Origin of the sequence: Pseudomonas sp. AG1028 (genome assembly GCF_007993955.1) — a bacterium.
In the GTDB taxonomy this organism is placed as follows: domain Bacteria; phylum Pseudomonadota; class Gammaproteobacteria; order Pseudomonadales; family Pseudomonadaceae; genus Aquipseudomonas; species Aquipseudomonas straminea.
In genome coordinates this window covers 1-14131 of sequence record NZ_VIVP01000012.1, presented here as the reverse complement: position 1 = coordinate 14131, position 14131 = coordinate 1, and the positions used below count along the sequence as shown (strand labels likewise).

The 14131-nt window shown below is 61.5% G+C and carries 14 protein-coding genes; 7 read left to right on the top strand and 7 right to left on the bottom strand.

From position 1 onward, the window contains the following. Positions 1 to 2 precede the first annotated feature (2 nt). Positions 3 to 1739 (top strand): PTS fructose-like transporter subunit IIB, encoded by a 1737-nt coding sequence (locus FB481_RS19395; protein ID WP_147177424.1) that lies wholly within the window; start codon positions 3 to 5, stop codon positions 1737 to 1739. 35 nt (positions 1740 to 1774) lie between these two features. Here FB481_RS19395 and crp read toward each other — a convergent pair whose 3' ends face one another. Then, entirely contained in the window at positions 1775 to 2419 is a 645-nt protein-coding gene (gene crp / locus FB481_RS19390) for a cAMP-activated global transcriptional regulator CRP (protein WP_013789731.1), read from the bottom strand. Between the two features lie 314 nt (positions 2420 to 2733). Here crp and FB481_RS19385 point away from each other — a divergent pair, with 314 nt between their 5' ends. Next, complete coding sequence (locus FB481_RS19385; protein ID WP_147177423.1) at positions 2734 to 3159, top strand: OsmC family protein; 426 nt, start codon at positions 2734 to 2736, stop codon at positions 3157 to 3159. A 40-nt stretch (positions 3160 to 3199) separates the two neighbouring features. On the opposite strand, the gene coq7 is transcribed toward FB481_RS19385, so the two are convergent. Next, on the bottom strand, positions 3200 to 3847 hold the full coding sequence (gene coq7 / locus FB481_RS19380) for a 2-polyprenyl-3-methyl-6-methoxy-1,4-benzoquinone monooxygenase (RefSeq protein ID WP_093507326.1): 648 nt from the start codon (positions 3845 to 3847) through the stop codon (positions 3200 to 3202). A 173-nt stretch (positions 3848 to 4020) separates the two neighbouring features. On the opposite strand from coq7, the gene FB481_RS19375 reads away from it, so the two are divergent. Continuing rightward, positions 4021 to 5502 carry an AAA family ATPase gene (locus FB481_RS19375; RefSeq protein WP_147177422.1) on the top strand — a complete coding sequence of 494 codons (1482 nt, stop codon included), beginning with the start codon at positions 4021 to 4023 and terminating at the stop codon, positions 5500 to 5502. A gap of 1 nt (position 5503) precedes the next feature. Here the strand turns inward: FB481_RS19375 and FB481_RS19370 are convergent, their stop codons facing one another. From FB481_RS19370 to hemJ, 3 genes are all read right to left on the bottom strand, one after another. Continuing rightward, positions 5504 to 6292, bottom strand: coding sequence for an SDR family oxidoreductase (locus FB481_RS19370; protein WP_093507330.1), 789 nt, complete (start codon positions 6290 to 6292; stop codon positions 5504 to 5506). A 107-nt stretch (positions 6293 to 6399) separates the two neighbouring features. After that, complete coding sequence (locus tag FB481_RS19365) at positions 6400 to 7389, bottom strand: DUF805 domain-containing protein (RefSeq protein ID WP_147177421.1); 990 nt, start codon at positions 7387 to 7389, stop codon at positions 6400 to 6402. Between the two features lie 136 nt (positions 7390 to 7525). Then, positions 7526 to 7951 carry a protoporphyrinogen oxidase HemJ gene (gene hemJ / locus FB481_RS19360; protein ID WP_093507334.1) on the bottom strand — a complete coding sequence of 142 codons (426 nt, stop codon included), beginning with the start codon at positions 7949 to 7951 and terminating at the stop codon, positions 7526 to 7528. Positions 7952 to 8151: 200 nt separating this feature from the next. Between hemJ and FB481_RS19355 the strand changes: the two genes are divergently transcribed. The 3 genes from FB481_RS19355 (at position 8152) to erpA (ending at position 9734) form a co-directional block, all read left to right on the top strand. Beyond that, a complete protein-coding gene (locus tag FB481_RS19355; protein WP_147177420.1) occupies positions 8152 to 8880 on the top strand; it encodes a DUF6776 family protein in 729 nt (242 codons plus the stop codon). A gap of 13 nt (positions 8881 to 8893) precedes the next feature. Continuing rightward, positions 8894 to 9304 (top strand): polymer-forming cytoskeletal protein, encoded by a 411-nt coding sequence (locus tag FB481_RS19350; RefSeq protein ID WP_093507338.1) that lies wholly within the window; start codon positions 8894 to 8896, stop codon positions 9302 to 9304. A gap of 76 nt (positions 9305 to 9380) precedes the next feature. After that, positions 9381 to 9734 carry an iron-sulfur cluster insertion protein ErpA gene (gene erpA / locus FB481_RS19345; RefSeq protein WP_147177419.1) on the top strand — a complete coding sequence of 118 codons (354 nt, stop codon included), beginning with the start codon at positions 9381 to 9383 and terminating at the stop codon, positions 9732 to 9734. 57 nt (positions 9735 to 9791) lie between these two features. On the opposite strand, the gene FB481_RS19340 is transcribed toward erpA, so the two are convergent. Beyond that, the gene (locus tag FB481_RS19340) at positions 9792 to 10880 is read right to left on the bottom strand and encodes an anhydro-N-acetylmuramic acid kinase (protein WP_093507342.1); all 1089 of its coding nucleotides are present in this window, start codon (positions 10878 to 10880) and stop codon (positions 9792 to 9794) included. Between the two features lie 4 nt (positions 10881 to 10884). Next, positions 10885 to 12300, bottom strand: coding sequence for a peptidoglycan DD-metalloendopeptidase family protein (locus FB481_RS19335; RefSeq protein WP_093507344.1), 1416 nt, complete (start codon positions 12298 to 12300; stop codon positions 10885 to 10887). A 210-nt stretch (positions 12301 to 12510) separates the two neighbouring features. Between FB481_RS19335 and tyrS the strand changes: the two genes are divergently transcribed. Next, entirely contained in the window at positions 12511 to 13710 is a 1200-nt protein-coding gene (tyrS, locus tag FB481_RS19330) for a tyrosine--tRNA ligase (RefSeq protein ID WP_147177531.1), read from the top strand. Positions 13711 to 14131: the final 421 nt, after the last annotated feature.

Sequence of the window (14131 nt, the reverse complement as noted above, 5' to 3'; positions counted from 1 at the left end):
CAATGAATGTGCTGATCGTTACTGCCTGCCCCAATGGTCAGGTCACCAGCGTGTTGTGTTCCCGCCTGCTGCAGGCGGCGGCCGAGCGCCTGGGTTGGTCCACTCAGGTCGAAGTGCATGATGCCAAGGCCATTGGCTCGCCGCTGAGCGCGGCGGCCATCGAGGCGGCGGAGCTGGTACTGGTGGTCAAGACCGGCGAGTTGGATCTGCAGCGCTTCGTCGGCAAGCGCGTGGTGCAGTCCACGCCGTCCGAAGCACTGGCTGATCCGCAACAGTTCCTGCTGGTCGCTGCCGAGCGGGCGCAGGTACTCGAACAGGTCGCGCCGGTTGCTGCACCCGCCAACGGTAAGCCGAAACTGGTGGCGATCACCGCCTGCCCGACCGGTGTGGCGCATACTTTCATGGCCGCCGAGGCGCTGCAACAGGCGGCCGAGCAACTGGGCTACGACCTGAAGGTCGAGACCCGCGGCTCGGTCGGTGCGCGCAATCTGCTCGATGAGGCGAGCATCAAAGCAGCCGACGTGGTGCTGCTGGCCACCGATATCGAAGTGGAAACCGACCGCTTCGCCGGCAAGAAAGTCTATCGCTGTGGCACGGGTGTCGCCCTCAAACAGCCGAAGCAGACGCTGCAGAAAGCGCTGGCCGAAGGCGTGCTGCAGCAGGGCGCAGGACAGGCGCAGAGCGCCGAGAGCGGCAAGCCCGCGACCAGGAGCGGCCCCTACAAGCACCTGCTGACCGGTGTGTCCTTCATGTTGCCGATGGTGGTGGCGGGCGGTTTGCTGATCGCCCTGTCGTTCGTGTTCGGCATCGAGGCGTTCAAGGAGCCGGGCACCCTGCCAGCCGCGCTGATGAAGATCGGTGGTGACGCCGCCTTCGCACTGATGATTCCGGTACTGGCCGGCTATATCGCCTATTCGATTGCCGACCGTCCTGGCCTGGCGCCGGGCATGATCGGCGGCATGCTAGCCAGTGCTCTGGGCACTGGTTTTCTGGGCGGCATCATCGCCGGCTTCCTGGCTGGTTACCTGGCGTTGGCGCTGAATCGCTGGCTGCGCCTGCCACAGAGCATCGAGGCACTGAAGCCGATCCTGCTGATTCCGCTGCTGGCGAGCCTGGTGACCGGTCTGGCGATGATCTATGTGGTGGGCACGCCCGTAGCCGCGATCATGGCCTCGTTGGAGTCGTTCCTGCAGAACATGGGCACCACCAACGCCATCCTGCTTGGGCTGCTGCTCGGCGGCATGATGTGCGTGGACCTGGGTGGGCCGATCAACAAGGCAGCCTATGCGTTCTCGGTCGGCCTGCTGGCCTCGCAGAGCTACGCGCCGATGGCCGCGACCATGGCTGCCGGCATGGTGCCGCCCATCGGCATGGCCATCGCCACCGTGCTGGCGCGCCGCAAGTTCAGCCAGACCGAGCGTGAGGCCGGCAAGGCCGCTGGCGTGCTGGGGCTATGCTTCATCTCGGAGGGGGCGATCCCGTTCGCTGCGAAGGATCCGCTGCGTGTGATCCCGGCGAGCATCGCCGGTGGTGCGTTGACCGGTGCGCTGTCGATGTACTTCGGCTGCAAGCTGATGGCGCCGCACGGCGGCCTGTTCGTGCTGCTGATCCCCAACGCCATCAACCATGCGTTGCTGTATCTGCTGGCGATCGTGGCGGGCAGCCTGGTGACCGGTGTGGTCTACGCGCTGATCAAACGGCCTGAAGTCGAAGCCCTGGCGGTGGCCGCCAAGGCCTGAAAGAGAAACGGGGCATCGATCGATGCCCCGTTTTTTTATCGCGTCCCGAAGACCACCATGGTCTTACCTTTCACGAACACCAGGCCCTGCTCTTCCAGGGACTTGAGTACGCGGCCGACCATCTCCCGCGAGCAGCCGACGATACGGCCGATTTCCTGGCGGGTAATCTTGATCTGCATGCCGTCCGGGTGGGTCATGGCATCCGGCTGCTTGCACAGGTCGAGCAGGGTGCGCGCTACTCGGCCGGTAACATCCAGGAATGCCAGGTCGCCGACCTTGCGGGTGGTGTTGCGCAGGCGCTCGGCCATCTGCGAGCCCAGGGCGAACATGATGTCCGGGTCCTGCTGGGTCAGTTCGCGGAACTTGGCATAACTCAGTTCGGCCACTTCGCACTCGGTCTTGGCGCGAACCCAGGCGCTGCGCTCTTTCTCGGCGCCTTCCTTGCAGAACAGACCCATCTCGCCGAAGAAGTCGCCCGGGTTGAGGTAGGCGATGATCATCTCGCGGCCGTCATCATCCTCGATGAGGATGGTGACCGAGCCCTTGACGATGAAGTACAGCGTTTCGCTGCGGTCACCGGCATAGATGATGGTGCTCTTGGCCGTGTAGCGACGGCGATGGCAGTGGGACAGCAGCTTGTCGAAGTTTTTGACCTTGGGCGTAAGCGTGATAGCGACCATGCCTGAATTCCAATAAATGAAGAAGGCCTGTGAAAGGCGAAATTCGGTGACGCTGTCCTGCTCCGGGGCAAGGTGGTGCGCTGATAGTGCGGCCCGGATGACTACTTTGTTGTTATCAGTCAGAAGCGTCGTCATACCTCATGCATCGAATTGTGCCATTAAAACGGCATCATCATCGGTGGCAGCGCCGACCAGTGGTCCGATTTGTGAGGTGTTGCACGTTACGGTGGGAACTCTAACAGTATCCGTGCCTCGCGGTGCAAATGCCGCGCTGTGATAAGCTGCCGGCCTTTTGCATATGAGGAGCTGCAACGATGAAAGCTCGCGTTCAATGGGCCGGTGAAGCGCTGTTTCTAGGCGAGTCGGGCAGCGGTCATGCCGTCGTGATGGACGGGCCACCCGAGAGCGGCGGCCGCAACTTGGGCGTGCGCCCTATGGAAATGCTGTTGATCGGCCTGGGTGGCTGCAGCAACTTCGACTTGGTGAGCATTCTCAGGAAGTCCCGTCAGCCGGTCGAGAGCTGCGAAGCCTTTCTGGAGGCCAAGCGCGCGTCTGAAGATCCCAAGGTGTTCACCAAGATCCACCTGCATTTCGTGGTCAAGGGCCGTGGTCTGAAGGAAGCGCAGGTCAAGCGCGCTGTGGAACTGTCGGCGGACAAGTACTGCTCGGCGTCGATCATGCTCGGCCGCGCCGGCGTGGAAATCACCCACGATTACGAAATCGTCGAACTGGGCGCCTGAATGAACAGGGCGACTTAACGTCGCCCTGTGATCGACCGCTTCAGATGCGGTAGGTGGTTTTGGTCATGACCTTGGACAGCAGCGTCATGCCCAGCTTGACCGGAGCGGGAAAGCGCACTCCGCCGGCATCCAGCGCGCTGTTGGCGTGCTCCAGTTCATCGCTGCGCATCTGTTCGAGAATGGCCCTGGACTTGTTGTCCTGCTCGGGGATCTGTTCCAGATGTTCGTCCAGGTGCTTGACCACTTGATCCTCGGTCGCGGCCACGAAGCCCAGGCTGACCCGGTCGCTGACCAGGCCGGCCACTGCTCCCACCCCGAACGACAACCCGTAGAACAGCGGATTCAGCACGCTGGGGTGGCTGCCCAGCTGGCGGATGCGTTGCTCGCACCAGGCCAGGTGATCGATTTCCTCATCCGCCGCATGCTCCATGGCTTCGCGTACGCGCGGCAGCCTGGCGGTCAGCGCCTGGCCCTGATACAGCGCCTGGGCGCACACCTCGCCGGTGTGGTTGATGCGCATCAGCCCGGCGATATGACGGGTCTGCTGGGTATCGAGCTCGGCTTCCTGTTCGACGATGGCAGGCGACGGGCGCGAGGGTTGGCCGCTGAAGGGCAGCAGCGTGCGCAGTGCCATATCGGCCTGCAGCAGCAGGCGGTCGACGGGCGAATACTGGCGGTCGTTGGCCATGAGGTCTCTCCGGCGATGACATGAGTGGGCAGTTTACCGCAAACCGCCCGTACACGGCTTGGAGCGTCTTTCCGCCGCAACTGTGCGGCCCTTCTATCTGCCGGCATTCGCCTATTGCTCGCAGCGGGTGGTTGGCAGGACTATTGGCTGCCGCTTGGGCATAAGGAGTTGCTGTGAAGAACGACATTCACGATCTGGGGCTGGTACTTGATTCCAAGGTCAAGCTGGTGCTGATCGAGTCCTGGGACGAGCGGCGGGTGCTGGAAACCCTCACCGGCCTGGCGGTACGCCGCGGCCTGAGCCTGTTCACCTGGTCGATCACCGAGGGCTTGCGGCGCGGCGACATCGCCGGCGAGGCCTTCGCCGATGGCAGCAGCCACGATCCCGAGGCAGCGTTGCGGCTGATCAAGGCCGATCCGCAGGCCAGTCTCTACGTGATGTGCGACCTGCATCCGTTTCTCGACGACAACCCCAAACTGGTGCGCCTGCTCAAGGAAGTGGCCATGGCCGACGGTGCCCATGCGCCGACCCTGGTACTGGTGTCCCATGCCTGCAGGTTGCCACCGGAGGTGCAGCGTTACGCGGCGCGCTTCAACGTGGCGCTGCCAGGGGAGGACGAGCTGCTGGCCATCGTGCGTGAGGAGGCGGCGCACTGGAGCGAGCGCAACCGCAATCGCCGGGTGCGTACCGACAACCGCACCCTGCAGCAGGTGGTCAAGAACCTGCGCGGTATGAGCCACGCGGAAGCGCGGCTGCTGGCGCGCAACCTGATCTGCGACGACGGCGCCATCACCCAGGAAGACCTGCCGGAGCTAAACAAGGCCAAGTTCGAGCTGCTCGACCTCGATGGCGTACTCAGCTACGAACACGATACGGCGCGGTTTGCCGATGTCGGTGGGCTGAGCAATCTCAAGCGCTGGCTGGGCGAGCGGCAGCGCATCTTCTTCGCCGGCGAAGGCGTGGATATTCCCAAGGGTGTGCTGCTGGTCGGCGTGCAGGGCTCAGGCAAGAGCCTGGCCGCCAAGGCAGTCGCCGGCTTGTGGGGACTACCGTTACTGCGTCTGGATTTCGGCTGCCTATACAACAAGTTCTTCGGTGAGACCGAGCGCAACCTGCGTGAGACGCTGGCGCTGGCCGAGCAGATGTCGCCGTGCGTGCTGTGGGTCGATGAGATCGAAAAGGGCCTGGCCAGTGGTGATCAGGACGGCGGCGTCAGCCAGCGCGTACTAGGTACGCTGCTGACCTGGATGGCCGAGCGCAAGTCCTCGGTGTTCATGGTCGCCACCGCCAACGTGATCGACCGTTTGCCACCGGAGCTGGTGCGCAAGGGTCGTTTCGACGAGCTGTTCTTTGTCGATCTGCCGGAGGCCGAAATCCGCGCCGAGATTTTCCGTATCCACCTGCAGCGCCGCGAGCTGGAGCCTTCGGCCTTCGATCTGGCGCAGCTGGCGGTGGCGTCCGAGGGATTTTCCGGCGCCGAGATCGAGCAGGTGGTGGTCAGTGCCCTGTATGCCGCCCAGGCGCAGCAGCAGTCGGTCGATACCGGCACTCTGCTGCGCGGCATTCAGGCCACCTCGCCGCTGTCGGTGATCATGGCCGAACGCCTCGCCGAACTGCGGGCCTGGGCGCGCGGGCGGACGGTCAGCGCCAACTGAGTCAGGCCCGGCCGAAGCGGCGATTGAGGCGCGCTGCGATGCGGCGCACCAGCCAACGCGGGAACAGCCGCGGCGCCATCGTCAGCAGGCGATTGCGCCAACCGGGCACGATGATCGCGCGATTGCGCTCCAGGCCGCGGACGGCGATCAATGCCACCTCTTCGGCGCTGAGCATCAGCTTGCCGTGCTCGAGCGACGAGGCGTCGAGCTGCGCATTGCGAAAGAAGGCGCTGTGGGTCGGGCCCGGACAGAGTACCGAGACCTTCACGCCATGCGGGCGCAGCTCCTCGCGTAGACCTTCGGAGAAATGCAGCACGTAGGCTTTGCTGGCGTAATAGCTGCTCATCCAAGGGCCGGGCTGGAAGGCAGCGACCGAGGCGATATTGAGAATCTGCCCATGGCCGCGCGCTGCCATCACCGTGCCGATGGCATGGCAAAGCCGCGCCAGGGCCAAAACGTTGAGTTCCAGCAACTGCTGTTCGCGGCGCCAGTCCTGCGCGACGAAGGCGCCGCCGCTACCGATACCAGCGTTGTTCACCAGCAGCTCGATGACCTGGCCGTTCTGCTCCAGCTCGTGGAGCAGCCCGGAGAGTTGTAAGGGTTCGCTGAGGTCGCAGACGCGAAACAGCACGTCCACGGAAAAGCGTTGGGTCAACTCGTAGGCGATGCTTTCCAGCGCATCGCGCTTGCGCGCCACGAGGATCAGATTACGCCCGCGGCGGGCCAGCGCTTCGGCCAGCGCCAGGCCGATGCCACTCGAGGCACCGGTAACCAGGGCATAACGTGACATGAGGTTCTCCAGACACCGTACAGTTCAGGTGCATAGCCTATCCGCAACTGACCTGTCGGCGCTGCAATCGCGGGCGCTTCGAAGAAAATAAACTGCCCGGCAGCCGATCAGCTGCCTTTGAGCAGTTCCCCGAACAAGCCACCGAACACGGCGAGCATGGCGAAACCGCTGAGGAAGATCATCAGCAGACCGCCGATGAACAGAATCAGAAAGATACCGGCGACCAGATTCACGCCCAGGCTGTTGGGCGGTGGCGGCGGACCGTAGCGGTTGCTGCCGGCAGGGCCTGGCACCACCATCATGACGATCCAGAATACGCTGCTGATAAGCGGTACCACATTGAGCAGCCACAACCAGCCGGACCAGCCCATGTCGTGCAGGCGTTGCACGCCGATCTGCGCACTGAACACCAGCAGGCCAATGAAGGCGACGATCGCCAGGATGCTGCTCAGGGTTTCTGCCACGGTCGTGAGCGCTGAAAGTACGGCCATGAGGGCAATAAATCCGAACAGCAGCCCCAGTGACCAGGCCAGGTAACGCATGCGGCCGATACGACCTTTGAACGAATTGATCTTCAGCTCACCAACCTGGCCAGCGTAAGGATCGATATCCGCGCGGGGCGGCGAGTAGGGCGTCTGTGGCTGAGCGGCAGTAACCGGCGCTGGCCGCTGTGCACTCGTTTCTGCAAAGGCCGCCTGGCGGGCCAGGTATTTCTCGATGATCACACCACACGCCGAGCACTCTGCTGCGGTCTGTTGGGTGTGACCACATTTGGGACAGGTCATCGAGGTTTGTGGCGGCTGCGCCTGTTCCGCCTTGACGGCCTTTTCTTCATCGGTTTCGACCAGGCTCAGCGCGGCGGTAAGATCCGGCTCCTTGCGAGCGCGGGCACCGGCACGTTGCAGAACATTGAGATACTGCTCGGCCTGGGCTTCATCCAGGTCACGTTTGATAGCTACCGGGCCGCGACCGAACAGGGCGTCGATGCGCGCGCTGTCGCTCTTGAACAGGCTGGCCAGGTTGGCTTTGACCTCGTCCAGAGAGTTGCCTGGCATCAGGCTTCCATCGAAAACGATCTTGTAGCGGATCTGGCTCATGCGCGTCCTTGCCTGCAGGCACAATAGTGATCGCCGAAGCTATCCCGCCGCCATTCGTTCGGCAAGTGGCGGCGAGGCGATTTTCGATGTGGCTGAGCGGTGGTTCTCAGCTTGCTAGCGAGGACGCATCGGCGGATCAGAATGGCTTGACCACGACCAGAATGACGACGGCGATCAGGATCAGCACCGGCACCTCGTTGAACCAGCGGTAGAACACGTGGCTACGCTTGTTCTCGCCACGGGCCAGGCGTTTGTACATGGCGCCGCACGTGTGGTGGTAACCGACCAGGAGGATCACCAGGGCCAGCTTGGCATGCATCCAGCCCTGGCTCATCCAGGCGGGCGCCAGCATCAAGAGGCCGACGCCGAATACCAGCGTGGCGATCATCGCCGGTGTCATGATGCCCCGATAGAGTTTGCGCTCCATGATGCTGAAACGCTCGCGGCTTGCTTCGTCCTCGCTCATGGCGTGGTAAACGAACAGTCGTGGCAGGTAGAAGAGACCGGCGAACCAGCAGACCATGGCGACGATGTGCAGGGCTTTGAGCCACAGATAAAGCATTGCCGTTCCTTTTCTCGGATGGGGCTTGCGATACTAGTGCCCGTGATCTCAATAGTCATCAAGACGGTTGGCCGCAGGCGGGGTGAGCCTTATCATCCAGATCTTTGACGACTGTTTTCGAGGCACCCGATGTACGTTTCTCCCTTGTTTACGATGGCAACGCCTGCGGGCGCTTGCAGTGTGCCTGGGCACCTAAGCTGATGTCGGGTTGGGAGGTTCGCCCCAGCAATCGGGCACAGGAGCGGCGCCTGCGGGTTGTGCTGGTGGTGCTGCTCCTAGCGGTGCCGGCCGCCTTCTATGCGGGCAGTGAGTGGCAGGCCAGGTCTTCCGAGCAGCGGACCGAGACATTCGAGCAGATGCAGGTGCAGGTCGATGAGCAGGCGCGCGAGCTCGACGAACTGCGCCAGCGCGTGGCCGTCGCCAGCAGCGGCGAGCAACTGGCGCATCAGTCCAACGAACAGAGCCGCCAGACCATCAAGCTCTTGGAAGAACAGAACTTCAAACAGCAACAGGAGCTGGCTTTCTACAAGGGCGTGCTGGCCCCGGACAGCAAGGTCAATGGCCTGCTGATCCGTAGTTTCGATATTCACCCAGGCGAGTCTGCGGGGGGCTATCGTTTCAAACTCATGCTCAGCCGCATCGGCAAGGATGACAAACCCCTGCAGGGGCGTTTGAACGTGCAGCTGGAAGGCAGCCTGAACGGCAAGGTGAAGAGCCTGCCACTGAATCAGCTCAGTGGTGATCTGCCGGAAGGCTCAACCGACAAGGCGATTCCTTTCGCATTCAAGCATCTGCAGGCGATTCCCGACGGTGGCCGCCTGGGGGAACTGAGACTTCCTGCGGGCTTCGTGCCCAAGCGCATACGTATCAAGGCTGATGTCGAGGGTGGAAAAGCCGTCGAGCGTCAAATCGATTGGACTGACGGATAGGTGATGGTTCGCCATGTGGAATAAAGGCAAGGAAAAGGCAGACATGCAGCGCTTCACGGGCAAGACCAGCCTGATCGCTGCGGGTGCGGTGTTTCGCGGCAACTTGGAGTTCCAGGGCGCGGTGCAGATCGACGGCAAGGTGCTCGGCGACCTGCTCACCGAGCAGGGTTTGGTGCGGGTCAGCGCCGAAGGACAGGTTGAAGGCGAGGTGCGCGCACCCCATGTAGTGATCGATGGCGAGATCGTTGGCGATGTCTACGCCAGCCAGCATGTCGAGCTGGGTGCCAAGGCCCGGGTTCGCGGCAATCTCTACTATGGCCTGATGGAAATGGCCATGGGCGCTCAGGTTGAAGGCGGCCTGCGGCCGATCAAGGAGCAGGACCGACCACTGGAGCTGCCCGAGCGCGTGGATGACGCTCAATAGTTGACCAGTTTTGTAGGGTAAGCGGATAATACAGCGCTACCACGCAGTATTGGCGCCTGGCGCCGGGAGATAGAACATGAGCGTCGAAACCTTCACCCCTGCCGCTGCGATGCAGTTCACGCAGGGTGCAGCCAGCAAGGTGAAGAGCCTGGTTGATGAAGAGGGCAATCCGCGCCTGAAGTTGCGCGTGTTCGTCACGGGCGGCGGTTGCTCGGGCTTCCAGTACGGCTTCACCTTCGATGAAGAAGTGGCCGATGACGACACCATCGTCGAGCGCGAGGGCGTCAGCCTGGTCGTCGACCCGATGAGCTTCCAGTACCTGGCCGGTGCGGAAGTGGATTATCAGGAAGGCCTCGAAGGCTCGCGCTTCGTGATCAAGAACCCCAACGCGACCACCACCTGCGGTTGTGGTTCATCGTTCTCGATCTGAGTCCTGAGTCATATGAAAACGCCGCGCATCTGCGCGGCGTTTTTGTTTGGGCGTTGTTCAGGCCGGGTAGATGGCGCCGAGCACTCGCAGGCCTTTGGCGCCAGTGACCTCCGGCCTATTGGCGGGGATGCCGTTGAGGCAGCAGTGAGCAAGCCAGGCAAACGCCATGGCCTCCACCCAATCAGCGGGAACGCCGTGATCGTCGGTGCGGCTCACCTCACTCGCGGGCAGCAGCGCTTGCAGGCGTTCCAGCAGTGCTTTGTTATGGGCGCCGCCACCGCAGACCAGCAGTTGGCTGCAATCCGGCTGTGCCTGCAGCAGTGAGCTGACGATGCTGGTAGCCGTAACCTCCAGCAAGGTGGCCTGAACATCTTGTGGCTGATAGGCCGGCTGTGTGGCCAGCTGCTGCAACAGCCAGGGCATGTTGAACAGCTCGCGCCCGGTGCTCTTAGGTCCGGTGGTCTGGAAGAACGGGTCCGCCAGCAGCGCTTTCAGCAGTTCGGGTTGCACGGTGCCGCTGGCAGCCCAGGCACCATCCTTGTCATAACTCTTGCCGAGGTGATGGTGAATCCACGCATCCATCAACACGTTGCCCGGCCCGCAGTCGAAACCCTTGGCGGGGTTGCCTTGCTCTAGCAGGCTGAGGTTGCTGAAACCGCCGACGTTGAGAATGGCTCGGGCCGAGCCGGGGCTGGCGAACAGCGCTTCATGGAAGGCTGGCACCAGCGGCGCACCCTGGCCGCCTGCTGCCACGTCGCGTCGGCGGAAGTCGGCCACCACGGTGATGCCGGTCAGTTCGGCCAGCAGAGCAGGGTTGCCGATCTGGATGGTGAAACCGCGCGCTGGTTCGTGGCGGACGGTCTGGCCGTGGCTGCCGATGGCGCGAATGGCGTCTGGCTGCAGGTTCTGCTCGCGCAGCAGGCTGTTGACACCCTCGGCGACCAGTCTTGCCCAGGCTTGCTCGGCGAGCGCCGCACGGGCGAGCTCATCCGCGCCAGAGCTGCACAAATCGAGCAGTTGCTGGCGAAGATCATTTGGAAGGGCTTGGTAGTGGTGGGCGAGTAATCGAGTGCGCTCGCCTTGCTCGACAAGGGCGATGTCCAGCCCGTCGAGACTGGTACCGGACATCACGCCGAGATACAGCATGGGATCAGCGCTTGTTGAGGGCGAGCATGGTGGCTTTTTCCTGATCCATGCGTGCCATGAGCGGCTTGCTCGTCTGCAGGAAACGCTGCTTCTCCTGGCGGGCGATCGGATCGGACATGGGCAGCTTCTGGCTCAGCGGGTCGACGTGGGTGCCATTGACCTGGAACTCGTAGTGCAGGTGTGGGCCAGTCGACAGGCCAGTGGTGCCGATGTAACCGATGATCTGGCCCTGCTTGACGGTACCGCCTGTGCGTACGCCCTTGGCGAAACCCTGCATGTGTGCATAAAGGGTGCGGTAGCGACTGCCGTGCTGCAACACGATGGTGTTGCCGTAGCCGCCTTTGCGGCCAGCGAGGATGACTTTGCCATCACCGGCAGCCTTGATTGGCGTACCGCGCGGCGCGGCGTAATCGACACCCTTGTGAGCGCGGATCTTGTTGAGAATCGGGTGCTTGCGGCCGTTGGAGAAGCGCGAGCTGATGCGCGCGAAATCTACCGGCGTACGGATGAAGGCCTTGCGCATGCTGTTGCCGTCGGCATCGTAATAGCTGACGTTGCCTTGCTTGTCGGTATAGCGGACCGCCGTGTAGGTCTTGCCGCGGTTGGTGAAGCGCGCGGAGAGAATGTTGCCGGTGCCGACCGATCTGTCGCCAACCTTCTTGTTCTGGTAGATGACTTCGAATTCGTCGCCTTCACGAATATCCATGGCGAAGTCGATGTCATAGCCGAAGATGTTGGCCAGGTCCATGGTCAGATTGTGGGACAGGCCGGCGCGCTTGGCAGCCACGAACAGCGAGCTGTTGATCACACCATGGGCGTAGGATTCGTGCACATCCGGTTTGACCATCTCGCGCTTGAAGTCATAGCCGCTGTCGGTCTTGCTGAGGCTGATGCTTTCCAGGTCGCTTAGCTGGCTGTGCAGGCTTTCCAGCTGGCCGTCCTCGCTCAGCTGAAACTGCAGCTCCTGGCCGACCTTGAGGCGGCTCAGCTGGCTGGCTTCCTTGCTGCTGTTGATCACGTCATGCACGGTATTGGCGGGCAGGCCGACCTTGCTGAAGACCGTGGAGAGGGTGTCGCCATTGGCCACGGTGACTGTCTTGTTGCGTGGGTCCTCAGGCTCCTGCTCGGCAACTTCGGGGTCGGCATCGATCTCGGCATTCTGCGAATCGTCGCTACCTTCTATCTGTGCGAACGGTGAGTCGGCTTCTACCTGAGCGTCGGCGCCTGCCTGATTGATGGGGAGATTCTGCTGGACTTGTTCGGAACCGTTGTCCATGTCCAGGTTGAGAAAGGTTTTCTTTGCTTCTACTTCGCGGGAGGGAAACACCAGAAGAGCGAGACTTAGAAGGGCGGCGACGCCGCTGGCTGCGATGATGTGTGTCTTTGGATAGAGCGGCGGCGCTTTAGTTGTAGAGGTCATAGGGCTGCTTTTTGTGAAGTGAAAAGATGAAGAGGAAAAAGAAGATACTGATGAATATGCAGTAACTGTATAAAATATAACCAAATCTACATCGAGGCAACCCTATAGGTGATGGCCGGCGCCCGTTATGTGCGATGCAGGGCAAAACTTGTCATTTGTTGGCGATCTTGTATGGTTGGCTCCCCTTTGAATCTGGTGGCTGTGAGTCCTATGAAGTCGGTTGAAGAGCAGCTCGCGCTAATCAAGCGCGGTGCAGAAGAAGTCCTTGTTGAAGCTGAGCTGGTCGAAAAGCTCAAGCGCGGCGAGCCGCTGCGTATCAAGGCTGGCTTCGACCCGACTGCTCCAGACCTGCACCTGGGGCACACTGTGCTTATTAATAAGCTGCGCCAGTTTCAGGATCTGGGGCATCAGGTGATCTTCCTGATCGGCGACTTCACCGGCATGATCGGTGACCCTAGCGGCAAGAGCGCCACGCGCCCACCGCTGACCCGTGAGCAGGTGCTGGAGAACGCCGAGACCTACAAGGCTCAGGTATTCAAGATCCTCGATCCGGCCAAGACCGAGGTTGCCTTCAACTCCACCTGGATCAACGAGCTGACGCCGGCCGACTTCATTCGCTTGGCCTCTCAGTACACCGTGGCGCGCATGCTCGAGCGCGATGACTTCGACAAACGCTACACCGGCAACCAGCCGATCGCCATCCACGAGTTCCTTTACCCGCTCGTGCAGGGCTACGACTCCGTGGCGCTGCGCGCCGATGTCGAACTCGGCGGCACAGACCAGAAATTCAACCTGCTGATGGGGCGCGAGCTACAGCGCGCTTATGGCCAGTCTTCCCAGTGCGTCGTCACCATGCCGCTGCTTGAGGGGCTGGATGGCGTGAAGAAAATGTCCAAATCGCTGGGTAACTACATCGGCATTCAGGAAGCACCCGGCGTCATGTACAACAAGCTGGTATCCATGCCGGATGCGCTGATGTGGCGTTACTTCGAATTGCTCAGCTTCCGCACCATGGACGAGATCGATCAATTCAAGAAGGACGTGGAAGCTGGCGCGAACCCGCGTGATATCAAGATCAAGCTGGCCGAAGAAATCGTCGCGCGTTTTCATGGCGAAGAGGCGGCGGCTACAGCCCACCGTTCTGCCGGTAATCGTATGAAGGATGGCGAGCTGCCTGAAGATCTGCCAGAGGTCGAGCTGGCCGCTGGAGACGATATGCCGATCGCCGCGCTGCTTAATAAAGCAGGCCTGGTGAAGAACGCGGCGGTCGCGCGTGATCTCCTCGGCTCCGGCGGTGTGCGTGTGGATGGTCAGGTGGTTGATCGCAGCTTCGTATTCAAGCTGGGCGCTACCCACGTTTGCCAGGCCGGCAAGAAGGCTTTCGCGCGGGTTACGCTGAAAACTGAATAAAAGCGTAAATAACCCCTTGACCTGAGTTTCGAGGGGCCTATAATGCGCACCACTTCCGGCGCAGCCTGATCTGAAAACTCCTTGTAGATCAACGAGTTAGACGAAAATAAAAGGTTGCACGGACGGCGAATTCGAGTAGAATGCGCCGGCATCGACAGGGCGGTTTGAGTGGTTCTGTTGGTGTTTCGGTCAGGTTGATCGAAGGCGGTAAAAGAGGGTGTTGACAGCGGTTTGTAACGCTGTAGAATGCGCCTCCCGCTGGGGAGAAGATGGTCTGGTCGGGCGCTGCAAGGTGTTGAGAAGAAAGAAAAAATTCTTCAAAAACAGCTTGACAGCAAATGAGGGTGCTGTAAGATGCGCGCCTCGGTTGAGACGAAAGCTTCAGCCAAACGTTCTTTAACAACTGAATCAAGCAATTCGT